14 protein-coding genes and 1 tRNA gene are annotated in these 17,738 nt (G+C 71.1%); 6 read left to right on the top strand and 9 right to left on the bottom strand.

The genetic code is table 11. The features are described 5' to 3' along the window. Positions 1-14: 14 nt before the first annotated feature. Together AB0H93_RS06000 and AB0H93_RS05995 are read right to left on the bottom strand one after the other, a co-directional pair. Positions 15-1,517 carry an SLC13 family permease gene (locus AB0H93_RS06000; protein ID WP_358568061.1) on the bottom strand — a complete coding sequence of 501 codons (1,503 nt, stop codon included), beginning with the start codon at positions 1,515-1,517 and terminating at the stop codon, positions 15-17. A gap of 192 nt (positions 1,518-1,709) precedes the next feature. Further along, a complete protein-coding gene (locus AB0H93_RS05995; RefSeq protein ID WP_358568058.1) occupies positions 1,710-2,609 on the bottom strand; it encodes an EamA family transporter in 900 nt (299 codons plus the stop codon). A 336-nt stretch (positions 2,610-2,945) separates the two neighbouring features. On the opposite strand from AB0H93_RS05995, the gene AB0H93_RS05990 reads away from it, so the two are divergent. Further along, positions 2,946-4,064 carry a hypothetical protein gene (locus AB0H93_RS05990; RefSeq protein WP_358568055.1) on the top strand — a complete coding sequence of 373 codons (1,119 nt, stop codon included), beginning with the start codon at positions 2,946-2,948 and terminating at the stop codon, positions 4,062-4,064. Positions 4,065-4,109: 45 nt separating this feature from the next. Here the strand turns inward: AB0H93_RS05990 and AB0H93_RS05985 are convergent, their stop codons facing one another. Genes AB0H93_RS05985 through AB0H93_RS05975 form a run of 3 tightly spaced genes read right to left on the bottom strand, consistent with a single transcriptional unit; the run spans position 4,110 to position 6,485 of the window. Further along, positions 4,110-4,772 carry a response regulator transcription factor gene (locus AB0H93_RS05985; protein WP_358498573.1) on the bottom strand — a complete coding sequence of 221 codons (663 nt, stop codon included), beginning with the start codon at positions 4,770-4,772 and terminating at the stop codon, positions 4,110-4,112. Then, complete coding sequence (locus AB0H93_RS05980) at positions 4,769-6,259, bottom strand: ATP-binding protein (RefSeq protein WP_358568052.1); 1,491 nt, start codon at positions 6,257-6,259, stop codon at positions 4,769-4,771. Before AB0H93_RS05980 ends, AB0H93_RS05985 begins: the two co-directional genes overlap by 4 nt. Continuing rightward, entirely contained in the window at positions 6,237-6,485 is a 249-nt protein-coding gene (locus AB0H93_RS05975) for a hypothetical protein (protein WP_358568050.1), read from the bottom strand. Before AB0H93_RS05975 ends, AB0H93_RS05980 begins: the two co-directional genes overlap by 23 nt. A 209-nt stretch (positions 6,486-6,694) precedes the next feature. Here AB0H93_RS05975 and AB0H93_RS05970 point away from each other — a divergent pair, with 209 nt between their 5' ends. Continuing rightward, a complete protein-coding gene (locus AB0H93_RS05970; RefSeq protein WP_358568048.1) occupies positions 6,695-9,937 on the top strand; it encodes a glycosyltransferase in 3,243 nt (1,080 codons plus the stop codon). Between the two features lie 136 nt (positions 9,938-10,073). On the opposite strand, the gene AB0H93_RS05965 is transcribed toward AB0H93_RS05970, so the two are convergent. Continuing rightward, positions 10,074-11,525: a hypothetical protein gene (locus AB0H93_RS05965; protein ID WP_358568045.1), complete on the bottom strand. Its 1,452-nt coding sequence runs from the start codon at positions 11,523-11,525 to the stop codon at positions 10,074-10,076. A gap of 216 nt (positions 11,526-11,741) precedes the next feature. Here AB0H93_RS05965 and AB0H93_RS05960 point away from each other — a divergent pair, with 216 nt between their 5' ends. Together AB0H93_RS05960 and msrA are read left to right on the top strand one after the other, a co-directional pair. Further along, entirely contained in the window at positions 11,742-13,604 is a 1,863-nt protein-coding gene (locus tag AB0H93_RS05960) for an acyltransferase family protein (protein WP_358568042.1), read from the top strand. A 21-nt stretch (positions 13,605-13,625) separates the two neighbouring features. Further along, entirely contained in the window at positions 13,626-14,294 is a 669-nt protein-coding gene (gene msrA / locus AB0H93_RS05955) for a peptide-methionine (S)-S-oxide reductase MsrA (protein WP_358568039.1), read from the top strand. A 66-nt stretch (positions 14,295-14,360) separates the two neighbouring features. Here msrA and AB0H93_RS05950 read toward each other — a convergent pair whose 3' ends face one another. Further along, a complete protein-coding gene (locus AB0H93_RS05950) occupies positions 14,361-15,407 on the bottom strand; it encodes an alpha-hydroxy acid oxidase (protein WP_358568036.1) in 1,047 nt (348 codons plus the stop codon). A 421-nt stretch (positions 15,408-15,828) separates the two neighbouring features. Here AB0H93_RS05950 and AB0H93_RS05945 point away from each other — a divergent pair, with 421 nt between their 5' ends. After that, a complete protein-coding gene (locus AB0H93_RS05945; protein ID WP_358568033.1) occupies positions 15,829-16,038 on the top strand; it encodes a dodecin in 210 nt (69 codons plus the stop codon). 271 nt (positions 16,039-16,309) lie between these two features. On the opposite strand, the gene AB0H93_RS05940 is transcribed toward AB0H93_RS05945, so the two are convergent. Continuing rightward, a tRNA-Gly gene (locus tag AB0H93_RS05940) sits at positions 16,310-16,382 on the bottom strand. A gap of 72 nt (positions 16,383-16,454) precedes the next feature. Further along, complete coding sequence (locus tag AB0H93_RS05935; RefSeq protein ID WP_358568030.1) at positions 16,455-16,865, bottom strand: PPOX class F420-dependent oxidoreductase; 411 nt, start codon at positions 16,863-16,865, stop codon at positions 16,455-16,457. 113 nt (positions 16,866-16,978) lie between these two features. Here AB0H93_RS05935 and AB0H93_RS05930 point away from each other — a divergent pair, with 113 nt between their 5' ends. After that, on the top strand, positions 16,979-17,578 hold the full coding sequence (locus AB0H93_RS05930; RefSeq protein ID WP_358568027.1) for a sigma-70 family RNA polymerase sigma factor: 600 nt from the start codon (positions 16,979-16,981) through the stop codon (positions 17,576-17,578). Positions 17,579-17,738 lie beyond the last annotated feature (160 nt).

Here is a 17,738-nt window from a genome sequence, read left to right as displayed (position 1 = left end):
CCACTGTGGACTTATCAGGTGAGCGGCAGGCCGAGCGCCGGCCAGACGAACAGGGCGAACAGCACGACGAGCGCGCCCAGCGCGGGGCCGAGCAGGGCGGACAGCTTGAGCAGGTCGCGCGGGGTGTAGGCGTGGTCGAGCCGGGCGAACATCGCGACCGGCTTGGCCGAGGACGGCAGCGTGTGGCAGAAGCCCGCGGCGGCGGTCGAGGCGAAGGCCAGCGCGACCGGGTTCATGCCGACCGCGAAGGCGGCGGGCACGATCAGCGGGATCAGCACCGCCGACCGCGCCGACCGCGACTGCACCAGCAGGTGTGCGGCGACGCTCAATGCGACGACGGCGATCAGCATGGCGCCGGTGCTGTCGCCGACGAGCGCGTTCGCGGCGACCCAGCCGGCGGCCCCGGACTCGGCCAGCGCCGCGCCGAGCGCCGTGGTGGCGGCCATGAAGAGCAGCAGCGACCAGGAAATTTCGGAGATCGCGGCGCCGATGTGCACCGTCCCGAACCGCGGCGAGGCGATCAGCAGCGCCCCGGCCAGCGCGATCAGTGCGGGCGACAGGCCGTGCAGCGGCTCGGTGCTCCAGAGCAGCACGATGGTGCCGAGCAGGCCGATGGCGCGGATCTCGGTGCGCCGCATCTGCGGCGGCACGTCGAGCTGCTCGCGCAACGCGGCGGCGTCGACCCTCAACCGAGCCCGGCGCTCCGCGCGGCCGGTGAAAAGCAGCAGCACCAGCTCCGCGGCCAGGTGCGAGCTGACCACGGCGAACGGCAGGCCCCACAGCAGCCACTGGCCGAAGCCGATGCCCGTGCCGATCGTGCTGTCCAGGACCTGGCTGGTGATCAGGTGCGCCCCGGCGCCGACCAGCGTCGCGATCGCCGACAGCAGCACGACGGTCGGGAACAGCACGGCGAGGGCCCGGACCAGGCGCGGCCGGTGCGCGAACGCGCCCGCCAGCGCGAGGAAGATGGGCAGCACCAGCGCCGCGCGCCCGCTCGTGCTCGGCACCAGCAGCGCGGTGATCACCAGGCCCGCGGTGATCAGGTGCACCAGGCCGCGAGCCGATCGGGCGCGGCCGACCAGCGCGATCGCCAGCCGGGCGGGCAGGCCGGTCCGGTTGATCCCGGCGGCCAGCACGAACGCCGCCACCAGCAGCCAGATCTGGTCCGCGCCGAGCGACTCGAACAGCTCCTCGGCGTCCAGCGCGCCCAGCACCACCAGCACGGCCGCCGCGGACAGCGCGACGAAGGTGTCGTCGAGCCGGTTGCTCATCCAGCCGGCCACGGCGGCGGCGAACACCAGGATGGTGATCAGCCCGGACCGGCCGAGCTGGTCGGTCCCGGCGTCCTCCGGCGCGGTCAGCACCGCCATCAGCCCGAGCAGGCCGAGCGCGCCGAGGGTGATCCCGATGGCCCAGCCGCGCCCGGCGCTCGGGTCGGACGCCACGCGGGCGGTGCGCACCGGGCTCGTGGCGAACTCGGTGCGCACCAGCTGCGCGGTGTCCTCGTGGCTGTTCACGCCATGAACGATCTGTCCCGCGGCTGAACCGCGCGTGAACCGCCCATGAGGAGCACTTCATCTTTGCCGCGCAGTTGTCCACAAGCTTGTGGACAACTTTGTCAACAGGGTGCTCAGCTGCGAAAACACCTGGTCGAGCGACCGGGTTGTGCACAGCTGTGGAGAAAGTTATCCACAGCTGTGCACAGGTTCTCAGCGGCGCGTGCTGACCAGCACCAACCCGATGCCGATCAGCGCGACGCCGAACCACGCCGCGATGCCCAGCCGTTCCCCGACGACGAGCACGCTCAACAGCGCGGCCACCACCGGCTCCAGCAGGCTCAGCGTCGTCGCGACGCTGGCCGACGTGCGGCGCAGCCCGGCCCCGAACAGCAGGTACGCGAGGCCCATCGGGATCACCGCGAGGTAGCCCGCCACCAGCAGACCGGACGGGGAGCTCAGCAGCGGACCGCCGGTGAACGCCAGCACCGGCAGCAGCACGACAGCGCCGGCACCGAACATCGCGCCCATCACCGCGCGCGAGCCGTGGCCGCCGCGCATCATCCGCGCGGCCGCCCACGAGTAAGCGACGTACGCGGCACCGCCGAGCAAGCCGAGCAGGGCGCCCACGACGACGTCCGCGCCGACCCCGCTCTCGCCGCCGACGGTGATCAGCAGCAAGCCGAGCACCGAAACCGCGGCGGCCAGCGCCCACCGGCGATCCAGCCGGACGCCGTCGACGACGCGTTCCAGGATCGCGGCGAACACGGGCGCCGAGCCGAGCGTGATGACGGTGCCGATGGCGACCCCGGCGAGCGCCATCGACGAATAGAACGCCAGCGGGTAGACCGCCACGGCCAGGGCGCCCACGAGCAGCAGCCCGGTCCGGCCGGACCGCAGCATGTCGAACGCGGACCGCCCGGCGATCACGAGCAGCAGCACGCCGCCGACGCCCATGGTGGCGGCGCCGATCGACAGCGGGCTCGCGGCGGCCGGGGCGAAGCTGGCGGCCGTCCCCGTGGTGCCCCACAGGAACGCCGCGAGCAGCACCGGCAGCGGACCGGCGACGAAGCTGCGGGCAGGAGCGGGTGCGGTGAGCAGTTGATCAGTCAAGGTGAACTCTTCCGTTCGCGAACCGTCAGGACTCGTCGAACGGGCGCGCGTCAACCCCGGCGGGTGCGTGCAGTTTCAATTGAAACTGCGTGGGAGGACCCGGACCTGGCAGTTTCAATTGAAACTGCGGCGTCTTCGGGGTGTTGGAGGTTCGCCGCCCGTCAGCGGGACGGGGGCGGCAGAACGCGGTGCCAGTGCGAGTTCACGCCGACCACCTTAACCGCAGGTACGGGCCCGTCGGAACGGGCGAAGCCGGGTGAGCTCCGTCGCCCTGCCGGTTCCCCGGGACCTCGGTAGCGTCGCCGGTGCCGGACGTTCCGCCTGGGGAGGGCACCGATGGCGATCTTGCACACCGACATCCCGACGCGGGCGCAGGTCGACGGGCTGCTGACCGCGCGCGAACCGATCAGCGTCTCGCTGTACCTGCCGACCAGCCCGGCCTCCGGCGGCGAGGCCGAGCGCATCGAGCTGAAGAACCTCGCCGGGCAGGCGGCCGACCAGCTCCGCCGGGCGGGCGCCGCCAAGGAGGACGTGGCCGGCATCACCGGCCAGCTGGCCGACCTGGCCGAGGACGAGGAGTTCTGGCGCTTCCAGGCCCGCAGCCTCGCACTGTTCGCCACGCCGACCTCGCTGACCACCTTCCGGCTGCCCAACCGCCTGAACGCGGTGGTCGAGGTGTCCGACCGGTTCCACCTCAAGCCGCTGCTGCGCTCGATCACCTTCCCGCAGACCGCGCTGCTGCTGGCGCTCGCGCAGAACTCGGTGCGGCTGCTGGAGGTCGTGCCCGAGATGGACCCGGTCGTCGTCGATGTGGCGGGGATGCCCGCGGACCTGGCCAGTTCGGTGGGCAAGGAGTCGGTCACCGACCGCCTGCCGCGCCGCCGGTTCCAGGGCGGCGAGGGCCCGAAGGTCCGGATGGGCCAGTTCTCCCGCCAGGTCGACCGGGCGCTGCGGCCGGTGCTGCGCGGCGACGTGCCGCTGGTCCTGGCCGCGACCGAGCCGCTGGCGAGCATCTTCCGGTCGGTCAGCACCGCCTCGGAGCTCGCCTCGGTCGGCCTGACCGGAAACCCGGAGGAGAGCAGCGACCGCGAGCTGGCGTCGGCGACGCGCGAGGTCCTCGACGACCTGCACGCCGACCGGCTGCGCGAGCTGCGCGAACTGTTCGAGCAGCGCACCGGCCAGGGCCGGGCGGTCACGGACATCGCGGACGTGGCCAGGCACGCGACGATGGGCGCGGTCGACACGGTGTTCGTGGACATCGACAACGTGGTCCCGGGCTTCATCGACGAGGCGGGCGCGGTGACGTTCGAGCAGGCCGACGACGCGGTGTCCTACGGCGTGGTGGACGAGATAGCCCGCCGCGTCTGGCTCACCGGCGGCCGGGTCATGGCGGTGCGCAGCGAGGACATCCCGGGAGGCGGCGCGACCGCGGCGATCCTCCGCTACGCCCCATGACTCGTGAGCGTTCGTCCCGGTTCTCACCGGAACGGGCACGAGCTTTCACGCGCCCAGCCGGTAGCCCATGCCCCGGACGGTGCTGATCCGCTCGGTGCCGATCTTGCGGCGCAGTGCCCGCACGTAGACGTCCACGACGTTGGAGCCCGGGTCGAAGTCGTAGCCCCACACGTGCGACAGGATCTGCTCGCGGGAGAGCACCTGCCCGGAGTGCCGCAGGAACAGCTCCAGCATTGCGAACTCGCGCGCCGTCAGGTCGACCGTGCCCTCCGGCACCTGCGCGCGCCGCGTGCGCAGGTCCAGCGAGAGCTCGCCGTCGCGCAGCACCGTGATCTCCGGGACCCGGTCGACCGGCCGCAGCCGCAGCCGCACCCGCGCCAGCAGCTCCTCGAACCGGAACGGCTTGGTCATGTAGTCGTCCGCGCCGCCCTCCAGCCCGGCGACCGTGTCGTGCACGCCGTCCCGCGCGGTCAGGATGATCACCGGCACGGTCACGTGCTGGGCCCGCACCGCCCGCAGCACCGAGAAGCCGTCCTTGCCGGGCAGCCCCAGGTCGAGCACCACCAGGTCGAAGTCGCCGGTCAGCAGGTAGTCCTGGGCGGCGTCGCCGTCGCCGACGACGGTGGTGGTGAAGCCGTTGGCCCGCAGCCCCTTCTCGATGAACGCCGCGATCCGCGCCTCGTCCTCGGCGATCAGGATCTTGCTCATGCAGTGGTCTCCTCGGTCGCGTTGTGGGGTGGGGCGGCGGGCAGTTCCAGGGCGAAGGTGGCGCCTTCGCCGGGCCGGGACACGACCCGCACCCGCCCGTGGTGCGCGTCCGCGATGGCCTTGACGATCGCCAGCCCGAGCCCGGCGCCGCCCTTGCCGTGGCTGCTGCCGTGGGTGAAGCGGTCGAAGATCTTCGACACCTCGGCCGGATCGATGCCCGGGCCGTGGTCGGTCACCCACAGCCGCACCGCGCCGTCGGCGAGGGAGGAACCGATGCGGATCTCCGAACCCGGCTCGGTGTGCTGCACCGCGTTCTGCGCCAGCTGCACCATCGCCTGGGTGATCCGCTGCTCGTCGACCAGCACCTCGCCCTCGCCGATGTCGTCGAGCACCCAGCGGCGGTCCGCCAGCGACCGCACCTTCGCCTCGATGTCGCTGGTCAGCTCGGCCAGCGAGACCGGCGCCGCGGTGACGAAGTCGGGCCGGTCGGCCTTGGCCAGCATCAGCAGGTCGTTGACGATGCGGGTCATCCGGTCCAGCTCGTCGGTGCACAGCCGCACCACTTCTTCCCGCTCCGCCGGGTCGTCGCCGAGCAGCTCCAGGTTGCCGCGCACGATCGTGATCGGCGTCCGCAGCTCGTGCCCGGCGTCGTCGACGAACTGGCGCTGGATGCGGAAGGCGTCCTCCAGCCGGTCGAGCATCGCGTTGAACTGGTCGGCCAGTGCGGCGATGTCGTCCCGGCCTTCGACCGGGATGCGCCTGGTCAGGTCGTGCTCGCTGATCTCGGCCGCGGCCTGCCGCACGGCCCGCACCGGCGCCAGGATCAGCCCGGCCACCACCCACGACGACAGCGCCGCGATCACCACGCCGAGGCCGCTGACCAGCAGCAGCACCTGCACGGTCCGGTCGGCGTCGGCCATCGCCGACGCGGTGTAGCGCTCGACCACGAACCAGGCACGGCCGCCCTGCTCGGACTCGGTCTGCACCTTGAGCCACTGCATCCGCCCGGCGGGCGTGTCGAGCCAGCCGTAGTTGTTCGGGGCGGCCACGATCTGGTGCAGCAACGTCTGGTCCTTGGCGAACCGGTCGATCTCGTCGTCCTGCTCCTGGGACAGCGGCCGCAGGCCGGTCGGCGTCTCCCACACCCCGATCAGGGCCTCGTCGCGGTCCGGGTACTGGCGCGACAGGTAGGAGGTGAACAGCTGCTCCGGCGCGGTGAACAGCTGCCCGGTGGCGGGGTCGCGGCCCCGCTCGGCAAACGTGACGAACTCGTGCGCCTCCTGCTCCATCGACGCGGTCACCTGGTCGTTCACGTCGTTGTGCAGGAACGAGCGGACGATCAGGATCACCGCCAGCAGCACCACGACCAGCACCAGCAGCAGCCAGCCCATGATCTGCGCGCGCGCCGGGATGCGGGTGCCGCGGCGGCCGGGGAGCTTGGCGAACGACCTGGTCGCGGTGGGCTCAGTCGTCGTCGTGGTCGTCATCGTCGTCATCGTCGTCGGGGGCCGGCGGCGGGAGCTCGGTGGGCACGACGGTCGAGGCCGGTGGCGCCGGCCGACTGGGTTCGGGGCCCGGTGAGCTGCCGACCTGCACGGTGGCCGGCACCTGCGGGGTGCGCGGCCCGTCGGTGAGCGCGAAGCTCACCAGCACGGCGGCGATCGGCAGCGCCAACGCCGCGATCAGCAGAACCGCCTTGGGAACCGACCTCATGGCACCACTCTCGCCGCCTGCCGGGAGCCGAGCATGAAAACAACATGAGAGGTTTTTCATCTCCCGGCCCGCAGTTTCAATCGAAACCGCACGCAGGTGCCCAGTTTCAATTGAAACTGCCGGCTGCGCCGCAATGGCCGAACCGGCGACGAGTTACCCGATCGGGGCGCTAGCCTGCTGTGGGACTCAATCACGTCGTAAGGGACCGGATGGACAAGCGGCTGATCGACTGGACCGGCGAGCGATGCGTGCCGTGGACCGATGACGTCCAAGTCATCTACGAGCACTACCACCGCTACGCCCTCGCGGCCCGCTTCGTGCGCGGCAAGCGGGTGCTCGACCTCGCCTGCGGCGAGGGCTACGGCGCGGCGCTGCTGGCCGCCGAAGGCGCCGAGGTGGTCGGCGTGGACATCGACCCGGCGACGGTCGAGCACGCCCGGCACAACTACGGCGGCCGCGACGTCAGCTTCGAGGTCGGCTCGATCACCGACCCCGAGCTGCTCGCCGACGCCAAGCCCTTCGACGTGATCGTCTGCTTCGAGGCGATCGAGCACGTCGAAGACCACGACGCGGTGCTGGCCCTGGTCAGGTCCCGGCTCGTCCAAGGTGGACTGTTCCTGAGCAGCACCCCGGACACGGCGGTCTACTCGCACGAGCACGGGAACGAAAACCCGTACCACGTCAAGGAACTCACCGCGGACCAGTACGAGAAGCTGCTGGAGGACGCGTTCCGGCACGTGGCGGTGCTGAAGCAGAACGTCACCGTCGGATCGCTGCTCACCCCCGCCGACCACGGCGACCCGGACACCGCGATCGAAGGCGTCCGGCTGCAGACCATCCAGGGCCGCGACGGCGAGTGGTCGGTCCGGCAGGGCGTGCCGCACACCTACCTGCTCGGCATCGCCTCCGACAAGCACCTGCCGAAACTGCCCGCCGCGGCGCTGCTGACCGACGCCGACCTCACCCTGATCCGCCGCGGCGGCGACGTCGCGCCGATCATCGAACAACGCGACGTGGCGGTCGCGGACGTCGCCAAGCTCAACGAGCTCTACCAGCGCAACCGCGCCGAGGCCGAAGAGCTCAAGAACTCGATAACGCGGCTCGAAGAGTTGCGCAAGAAGGAAGAGCGTCGCGCCGACCAGGGCGTCCGCGAGCAGGCGCAGCTGCGAGCCGAGCTGGATCGCATCGGCGGCGAGCTGCAGGAGAGCCAGCAGAGCGCGGAGCGCGACGCGGCGCGCATCGAGTGGCTGCGCGACACCGTCGCGCGGCTCGAAGGACGCGTAGCGGACGCCGAGCGGCAAGCGGCGGAGCTCGGGGCCGCGAACGCGGAGCTCGCGGCGCAGAACTCCGCGCTGGTGCAGCGCGCGGTGACGAAGTACCGGAAGGTCATCGAGCGCGTAGCGCCGCGCGGCACCGCGCGGCGCGACGCGTACGAGATCGCGCTCGGGCGCAAGCCCGGCGTGCCGCAGGTCGACGAGGCCGTCGAGACCGGGCCGCTGCCGGTGCCGCACAGCGACAAACCGCTGGTCAGCGTGATCGTGCCGGTGCACGGCAAGTGGCCCTACACCCGGCAGTGCCTGCGGTTCCTCGGCGGGCACCTGGTGTCCGTGCCGTTCGAGGTGATCGTCGTCGACGACGCTTCGCCGGACGACAGCGCCGAGAAGCTCGCCGCCTGCGAGGGCGTCCGGCTGGTGCGCGCCGAGCGGAACCTCGGGTTCATCGGCGCCTGCAACCTCGGCGCCGAGCACGCGCGCGGCGAGTACCTGTTCTTCCTGAACAACGACGCCGAGGTCACCGAGTCCTGGCTGGACATCCTGATGGACACCATCCGCGGCGACGAACGCATCGGGCTGGTCGGCGCCAAGCTGGTCTACCCGGACGGCCGGCTGCAGGAGTGCGGCGGCATCGTGTGGGCCGACGGCAACGGCTGGAACTACGGCCGCAACACCACCAACGGCGGCGCCGAGTTCGACGTCGTGCGCGACGTCGACTACTGCTCCGGCGCGGCGATCCTGGTCCGCACCGACGTGTTCCGGCAGGTCGGTGGCTTCGACACCCGGTACGCGCCCGCCTACTACGAGGACACCGACCTGGCGTTCGCGGTGCGCGCGGCCGGTTACCGCACCGTGGTGCAGCCGAAGGCCGTCGTCGTGCACCACGAGGGCGTGTCCAACGGCACCGACCTCAGCACCGGCGTGAAGAAGCACCAGGAGCTCAACCGCAAGGTGTTCGTGGAGAAGTGGGCCGACACGCTCGCCGCCGAACACCTGCCGGAAGTCTCGCCGCGCAACCTCTGGCTCGCCCGGCAGCGCGGCACCCGCGGCCACCACGGGCCGATCGTGCTGGTCAAGGACCACCAGGTGCCGCGTCCGGACTTCGACTCCGGCTCGGTGCGGATCCGCCGGGTGCTGGAGCAGTTCGTCCAGCTCGGCTGCCGGGTGGTGTTCTTCCCCGGCAACCACGCGCGCCTGGAGCCCTACACCACGCAGCTGCAGCAGCTCGGCGTCACGGTGCTGCCGGAACCCGAGCTGCAGCAGGCGTTCCTGCACGAGGCGGGCTCGGAGATCTCGCTGGCCCTGCTGTCCCGCCCGCAGGTCGCGTGGAGCCTCGTCGAGGAGCTGCGCACCTGCGCGCCGCAGGCCGTGATCGCCTACGACACCGTCGACGTGCACTTCCTCCGGCTGGAGCGGCAGGCCGAGGTCGCCGAGCAGCAGGGCGATGCGGCGCGGGCGGAAGCGTTGCGGCGCAAGGCCTTCGCATCGCGGCAGATGGAGCTCGGGCTGACCCGCTCCTGCGACGTCACGCTGGTGGTGTCCGAGGCGGAGCAGGTGCTGCTGCGCGAGCTGGTGCCGGACGCCGACGTGCGGGTGCTGTCCAACGTGCACGAGGTCGACTGGAGCCAGGCGAAGCCGGAGGGGCGCAAGGACCTGCTGTTCGTCGGCAGCTTCGACCACCCGCCGAACGTCGACGCCGTGCGCTGGGCGGCGTCCGAGATCATGCCGCTGGTGCGGGAGAAGTGCCCGGACGCGGTGCTGCACGTCGTCGGCAGCAACCCGACCGACGAGGTTCGCGAGCTGGCCGGGCGCGGCGTGCAGGTGCACGGCTGGGTCGCGGAGCTGGAGCCGCAGTACGCGGCGAGCCGCGCGACCCTCGCACCGCTGCGGTTCGGCGCCGGCGTCAAGGGCAAGGTCGGCGAGAGCCTCAGCCTCGGGGTGCCGGTGGTCGGCACGTCGGTGGCGACCGAGGGCATGCACCTGACGAACGGCGAGGACGTGCTGGTCGCCGACGACGCGGCGGGGCTCGCGGAGGCGGCGGTCCGGCTGCTCACCGACGACGACGCCTGGCGGCGGATGTCGGAGGCGGGCAAGAAGGGCATCGCGGCCCAGTTCGGCCCGGACGTCTCCCGCGCGGCCCTCGAAGGCCTCCTCGACACCACCGACTACGAGGCCTGACCCGACACGGCCTGACCCGATGGGGCTGGGCCCGACACGCCCCGGTGTGTCGGGCCCAGACACACCGAACCCCCGCAATTTCAATGGAAATCAGAGGTTCGATTTCCATTGAAATTGCGGGGGACGGCGGGTGGGGTCAGTCGCGGACGGTCGGCGGCAGGTGGTTGACCTGCTGGTCGAGGGTCGACTTGAAGGACTGCTGGACCGCCGACTTCTGGTCCGACGGGCCGGTGGCGTCGATGATGATCGCCCAGTTGTGCGCGACGTAGGCGGTGCGGTAGACGCCGCCGGCGTTCACCACCTTGACACCCTGGTACGACAGGTCGTCCACTTCGGACAGACCCTGCTGGGCGCCCAGGTACTGGTCCACCACCTGCTTGGCGGCGTTCGCGTCGGGCAGCTGAAGCGCGAGCATCGTCGTCCTCGGGGTGCCCTCGGCGCCGTTGAACCAGCCGTCGATCAGCCCGCGCTGGATCGCGGAGTCGAGCACCGCCTTCGGCTGCAGCAGACCGGCCTTGGCGCCCTGCAGGCTCGGCAGGTCGAGCGGCCCGGACCAGGGGTGCGCCGGGCCGGGCGCGGCGACCAGCACCTCCTGCGGGCTGGCCGGGGGATTCGGGTGCGCCGGCGGCGGCGCGGGCAGCTCCTGGGTCTGCACCGGGGGCGGTGGCGGCGGAGCGGCGGTCGTCTCGGTCGGCGTGGTCCCGCCGCCGGAGGTGAAGTAGAAGATCCCGGCGACGATCAGGCCGACCAGCAGCACACCGCCGATGGACAGCCCGGCGATCAGCTTGCCCTTGCCGGGCTTGCTCGCCGTCTCGAACACCTCGGGGCCTTGCCGCATCCACGACGCGTCGCCGTGCTCCGGCGTCCCCGGCAGGTCGTCGCCCCACGGCGTACCGGTGCTCTCGACGGGACCCCAGCCCTGCTGCGGGCCCCACTGCGGCTGCGGCGGACCCCACTGCGGCTGCTGGCTGAGGCTGACCACCTGGGTGCTCTCGGAGTCAGACTGCGGCGGCGCCTGCTGCTGAGGCTGCTGCGGCGGCGCCTGCTGGGGCTGCGCCTGCTGGGGCTGCGCCTGCTGCTGTTGCTGAGCTTGCTGCTGGGCGAGCGGGTTGGGCACGACCTGCGTGGCCTCGCTCGGCGCCCCGCCCTGCTGCTGCGGCGGCTGTTGCTGCTGCTGAGGAGCGGACTGGGCGGCGTCTCCCCAGCTGAACGCCGGGGGGAACGGGCTGGACTGCTGCTGTTGCGGCTGCTGCTGCGGGAACCCACCCGAGGACGGCCCCGCCTGCTGCGGGAATCCGCCGGACTGCGGTCCGGCCTGCGGGTCCTGCTGGGGGAATCCGCCGGAGGACGGTCCCGTCTGCGGCTGCTGCTGGGGGAAACCCCCGGACTGCGGTCCGGCCTGCGGCTGCTGCTGGGGGAATCCGCCGGAGGACGGGTCCTGCTGCGGGAATCCGCCGGACGCGGGTCCGCCCTGCCCGTTCTGGGCCCGACCTAGCACGGCGTCGCGCCGCTGGCGGTACTCCTCGGCGGAGATCCGCCCCGCCGCGAGTTCGGCGTCGAGATTTTGCAGCTCGTCTTGCCAGGTCACCGATGCGCCCTTTCCCAGAATTCGCTCGAACGCCCCCATTGCGATCGACCGCCATTCTGGCACCCGCAAGGGGGAACGCGGGGCACCGGCCGGATAACGATCCGAGGCGTGGTCTGGCCCGACCGGGTCGCGAGGAGGTAATGGGTCCACAACCCTCAGGTCGCGGGCTAGGCTACGCAGCGTTGACTTCGCCGGCCGGGGACATGACTTGATGGGGTGATCTGGGTGGATGACGCGCGGGTCGTCCACGCTCGCCCCGAGTGGTTCGCCGAGCCGCACCACGGATTCGCCTGGATCCGCATGATCGGCGCGCTCGTGGTGATCTACGGGCACAGTTCGCCGCTGGCCGGAACGGGCGACCTGTTCCCGTCGGACTGGCCGCTGCAGCCCGACGAGGGCGTTCTCATGGGCTTCTTCGCGATGAGCGGATTCCAGATCACGGAGAGTTGGGTCCGGGACCCCCATCCGGGCAGGTTCGCCGCGAAGCGGGTCCTGCGCCTGTGGCCGCCCATGCTCACGGTCTCGTTCGCCATGGCGCTGATCGTCGGCCCGATGATCACGACCCTGTCCGTCGGCGAGTACTTCGCGGCCAACGGCACCTGGGGTTACGTCGTCAACAACGCCGGCCTGCTCACGCTGAAGCACGAGCTGCCGGGCGTGTTCGTGGACAACCCGTGGCCGAACGCGGTCAACGGGTCGCTGTGGACGCTGCCGATGGAGCTGATCGCCTACGCGGGCCTCTACGCGCTGCTGCTGGTCGGCGCCGCGAAGCACCGCTACCGCTGGGTGATGGCGGTGGCGCTGATCGGGCTGATCGCGTGGGACCGGCACCTGGAGCAACTGCCGGGTTCGGAGTCGGCGGGCTCGTTCTTCAGCGTGCCGGTCGAGTCGCTGGTGGCGTTCCTGGTCGCGTTCGCCTTCGGCGTGGTGCTCAACCTGTACCGGATCCCGCTGTCGCCGTTGGCGGCCGGCGCCGGGCTGGCGGTGCTGGTGCTGATGCCCAACAGCATCACCGGGTCGTTCTGGATGACCTTCGCGGTCAGCTACGCGGTGGTCGTGGCCGGGCACTTCTGGCCGGCGCGGCTGACGGTGCCGGGAGTGTGGGTCAACGGCAGCTACGGCGTGTACGTGTGGGGATTCCCGATCCAGCAGCTGCTGGCGATGGCCGGGATCCACAACCAGTGGCTGATGCTGATCTGCGCCGCACCGCTGGCCTACGGCATCGGCACGCTGTCCTGGAAGTTCGTCGAAGAGCCGACGCTGAAGCTGCGGCACTACTTCACCCCGGCGCCGAAGAAGAAGGAACCCGAGCCGGTCGAGGACGATCTCGATGACCTCGACGAGGTCGAGGAGGACCCGGAAGACCTCGACGACCTGGACGACCTGGAACCGGGGGAGCCGGAGGCGGTCACGCCCGCGCACGAGGCGACGACGAAGCGCCGCCCGCTGCCGCGCCCACCGGCGCCCGGCCCGGAGCCGCCCCGCGCCCACCCCGGCCGCCAGGCCGGTCGGCCCGCGAGCGGCGCCTCGCGGCCGAGCACCCCACCCCGCGGCACTCCACGCCCCGCCGGATCCCCGGGCGATGCCGCACGCCCGGGCAGCGGCACCCCGCGCCCAGCCGGGCCGTCGAGCGACGCCCCGCGCCCGGGAGGCGCTCCGAACGGCGTCGACAGGCCGCGCCCCGGCACTCCGCCGAGCGGCACGCGGATCGACGGCGCGCCCCGACCGGACGGCCAACCCCGACCGGACGGCCAACCCCGGCCGGACGGCGCACCCGCACCCCGACCGGACGGCCCGCCGCGCGCCCGCCTCAACGGCCTGCCGATGAACGGCGCCCCGCTGCCGCCCGCGCGCACCCGCCGCTCGGCGGAGCAACGGCCGGCCCGCCTGCCCGCGCCGCCGCCGGACGAATCGGTGCTGGCCAAGCGGCTGTCCGGGGATCTGGACTCCGGACCGCCACCGGCCCGGCCGCCGGTCCGCCGTACCGGTGGCCGCCATGCCCGCCCCGAGCCGCCGCCCGTCCCGGCGGAGGAAACCCGGCCGGTCCGGCCGTACCCCAAGCGGCAGGACGGTCAGTGAGCACCGCGTACCCTCGGGTGCATGGCGCTTTTCGGTGACAAGACCAGGCTGATCGACCCGGCCGAGGCCCTGCCGGGCCGGTCCACCCCGCTCCCGGTGGCGGCGGAGCACGCGGTGTTCCCGGACCGCCGGATCGTGCCGCCGTTCCCGGAGGGGTACGCCACCGCGGTGGTCGGCATGGGCTGCTTCTGGGGCGCGGAGCGAACCTTCTGGCGCACCGACGGCGTGTGGTCGACGGCGGTCGGCTACGCCGGCGGCGTCACGCCAAACCCGACGTACGAAGAGGTGTGCTCGGGCCTGACCGGCCACACCGAGGCGGTCCTGGTGGTGTTCGACCCGGCGGCGATCAGCTACCAGCAGGTCCTGAAGGTCTTCTGGGAGAACCACGACCCGACGCAGGGCATGCGCCAGGGCAACGACATCGGCACCCAGTACCGCTCGGCGATCTACTACGCGGACGAGGCCCAGAAGGCGGAAGCGGAAGCCAGCGCGGCGGCCTTCCAGGAGGCCCTGACGGCGGCGGGCCTCGGCGAGATCACCACGGAAATCGCCCCGCTCAAGGACTTCTACTACGCGGAGACCTACCACCAGCAGTACCTGAGCGACGCGAAGAACCCCAACGGCTACTGCGGCCTGGGAGGCACGGGAGTCTCCTGCCCGGTCGGCCTCAACGTCCCGACCGAGAGCTGATCAAGGCCGACGAGTTCCGGACCGGCGAGAACCCGCGCAGGTCCGGAACGCCGTCGCGAATTCGGATCAGGCGTCGAGGATGTGCGGGTGGAGGTTGGCGGCCTCGGCCGGGGTCGTGCAGCCCGTCATCATCAGGGTTTGCGAGAACTCCGCCGTTATCCGGCGCAGAACGCTCAGGACTCCTTGCATTCCGCCGCGGGCCAGGCCGTAGAGGACCTGGCGCCCGATCAGCACCGACGACGCGCCCAGTGCCAGCGCCCGGACCACGTCCGTGCCGGTCGTGATGCCGCTGTCGACCACCACGTCGAAGCCGCGGTCGGTCGCGTGCAGCGCCCGGTTCACGCGCGGCAGGGCAAACGCGGTCGGCAGTGCGCACTCCAGTTGCCGCCCGCCGTGGTTGGACACCACCACCCCGGCCGCGCCGGCGGCCTGGGCCCGCTGCGCGCCCTCGGCCGACAGGATTCCCTTGACGTACACGGGCAACCGCGTCGAAGCGATGAGCTCTTCGATGTCCGGCCAGCTCAGCGAGGGATCGATCTCGGCGCTACCGGCCATGACGGGTTCGACGTCGACCCCGGGCCGGTAGCCGACGAGCCGCTCCCGCTCCGAGCCCCGCCGAACGGGCGCGTCCACGGTGATCAGCAGCGCGACGCACCCGGCGTCCTCGGCGCGCGCGACCAACTGTCGCCGCAGAGCGGCGTCCCGCAACCAGTAGAGCTGAAAAGCGCAGCGCGCCCCGGACTTGGCGATGTCCTCGATCCGGGCGGAAGCCATGGTCGAAACGGCGACGGGAACCCCGGCCTCGGCGCAAGCGGCGGCGATCTCCAGATCCCCGTGCGGCCAAACCTGAGCGGGGATCCCCATCGGAGCAACGGCGATCGGAGCCTCCGAAGCAACCCCGAACACGACGGAACCACTGGACCGCCGAGAAACGTCGGAGGGCAACCGATGTTCGAGGAAGACGCGGTCCCAAGCCCGCCGGTTGGCGACCTTCGAGGTCTCCTCCGCCCCGGCGGCCCCGAAGACGAAAGCCCAGGTGGGCAAGCTGAGCACCGCCCGAGCGGCGGCCTCTTCGCCAGCAGGGGTGAAAGGCGCAGGTGGTTCCTCCGCCATAGCAACGACCTTCCTCCCACCAAAACCAACGAAACCATGATGACCCCCACCCCCCACCCCAAAAAGGTCCATTCAGCTGCTTGCCAAACGAAAAAGTCAGAAAACCCAACCCGAACAACCAAAACCCAGGACAAGCCCCAGGACAAACCCCGAGGAAGAAAGCCCGGGCGGAAAGCCAGGGAAGAAAGCCAGGGGAGAAGCCCGGTAAACCCACCCCACGGCCGAAGGCCGCCAAAACCCAGAACACGGCCGAAGGCCGACAACCCACCACCCCACCTCACGGCCGAAGGCCGACGAACCAGCACGTCACCTCACGGCCGAAGGCCGACGAACCAGCACGTCACCACCAACACGGCCGAAGGCCGACGACCCACGGCAACATCGGCTTGCGAACGACAGCGCCGAGCCCAACCATCGACCCATGACGGACCACGTGTACCGAGTAACCGAAGTAGTGGGCTCCTCGAAAGAGGGAGTGGACGACGCAATAAGAAAAGCGGTGAAAAGAGCATCCCAAACGCTGAGAAACGTGGACTGGTTCGAGGTGACGAACGTGAGAGGCCACGTGGAGAACAACGAACTGGCCCACTACCAGGTAACCCTGAAAATAGGCTTCCGCCTCGAAACCTGAAAGAAGCCCCCAAAGCAAAGCAAGACGGCGGCCCCGATGTGAAGGCGCGATGATGCCAAGGCGGCCCTGATGTCAAGGCTGCGATGGAGTCGGCCGCAGCGAAGCAAGCCGAAAGAAGCTGGTCCCTACCCAGGCCGGGAACCCCACCCCACGCAAGGAGCAAGCGAAACCCGATCACCGCACCGTAGGGGGGTTTGGGGGGATTCGATCCCCCCAATGAAATGGCGAGGAGCCGAGGTCGAACGAAGTCGACACACGGCTCCCAGCTCCGAGCGGATGACGGGACTCGAACCCGCGACCCTCACCTTGGCAAGGTGATGCGCTACCAGCTGCGCTACATCCGCGTATTCAGCGCCCTGTTGGGCTGTTGACGACTACTTTAGCCCATCGTTTCAAGCCCGTTCACCGGGGGTCCCTCAACGGCTCGGAGAGCTGGTCGCGCGGGTCGGGGTGATGCGCAGGAGGACGCGGTGTTCCTCCTGCATGGCCCGGCGGTAGGCGGCCCAGTCCTGGTGTTCGCCGGAGATGCTGCGGTAGTACTCCTCCAGGAGGGGGAGGGCGGCCGGGAGCTCGACGATCTCGACGGTGCCTTCGACCTGGATCCAGCGGCCGAAGAACTGGTCGGGCAGGACGCACAGCCAGGCGCGCGGGTCGCGGCGCAGGTTGCGCACTTTGGCGGCGCCAGCGACAGTGCTGACGGTGACGTGTCCGGCGCTGTCCGTGGTGGTCAGCACCGGTGTCATCTGGGGTGTGCCGTCGGCGCGGAGCGTGCTGAGCACGGCGCGGTGCTGGTTGCCGATCACTTCGCGGGCTTCGTCGAGATCCACTCCGACCTCCCGTGCGGTGCCTGGTGACAGCCGTGGCCTTGGGGGTCCACGGTAGCGATTGCGCTGGTCGCGCGGTATTCGTCGCGGCTGGTCGTTGGGGGGAGTTCATGGGGATGCGTGAGGATGTCGCCGGGGGTCTGCAGCCGGATGACCGGGTGCTGCTGGCGCGGTTGCGGGCGGGCGATGATCTCGCCTACGGCGATCTGTACCGGCGGTATGCGCCTGCGGTGCGGCGGTTCGCGTTGAGCATGCCGCGGCCCGGGATCGACGTCGACGACGTGGTCGCCGAGGTGTTCTTGCGCACATTGCGCGCGGTTCGGGGCGGCTGCGGGCCGCGGGATGCGATCCGCACCTACCTGTTCACGGTGGTGCGCCGGGTGCTGGGGGAGTGGGCGGCCGCTCGCCGGGACGAGCCGATGAACGCCGACGAGCTGGGCGAGCACGCGCCGCGGCAACGCGATCACCAGTTCGTGCAAGCCGAGGGCGAGTTGCTGGCCCGCGCGTTCCACCGGTTGCCGGCGCGCTGGCGCGAGGTCCTGTGGCGGACCGAGGTGGAGGGGCATCGGCCCGCCAGCCTGGCCGATCAGCTGGGGTTGACGCCGAATGCGACGGCGGTGCTGGCGCACCGGGCGCGGCGCGGGTTGCGGGAGGCGTACGAGGAGGCGGCCGCGGTGTCCGGCCGCCGGGCTGCGGGGTGTTCGCGCCGCGGTTGATCGGTCGCGTTCGGGGTTGGCCGGGCGCCGCTCATGATCGACAATGGGCCTGGTTCGGGGATGACTATCACCCGTCGGGCCCATGACGTACGCGGTACCGTTGCTTCACGCTCGGTGACCGACGGGATTCGAGTGGCGAAACGATGTTCCGAAGCGACCA

Source organism: Saccharopolyspora sp. NPDC050642, assembly GCF_040654735.1.
In the GTDB taxonomy this organism is placed as follows: Bacteria; Actinomycetota; Actinomycetes; order Mycobacteriales; family Pseudonocardiaceae; genus Saccharopolyspora; species Saccharopolyspora elongata.
The sequence above is the reverse complement of the archived record's forward strand: the minus strand, read 5'-3'. Positions and strand labels throughout refer to the sequence as shown.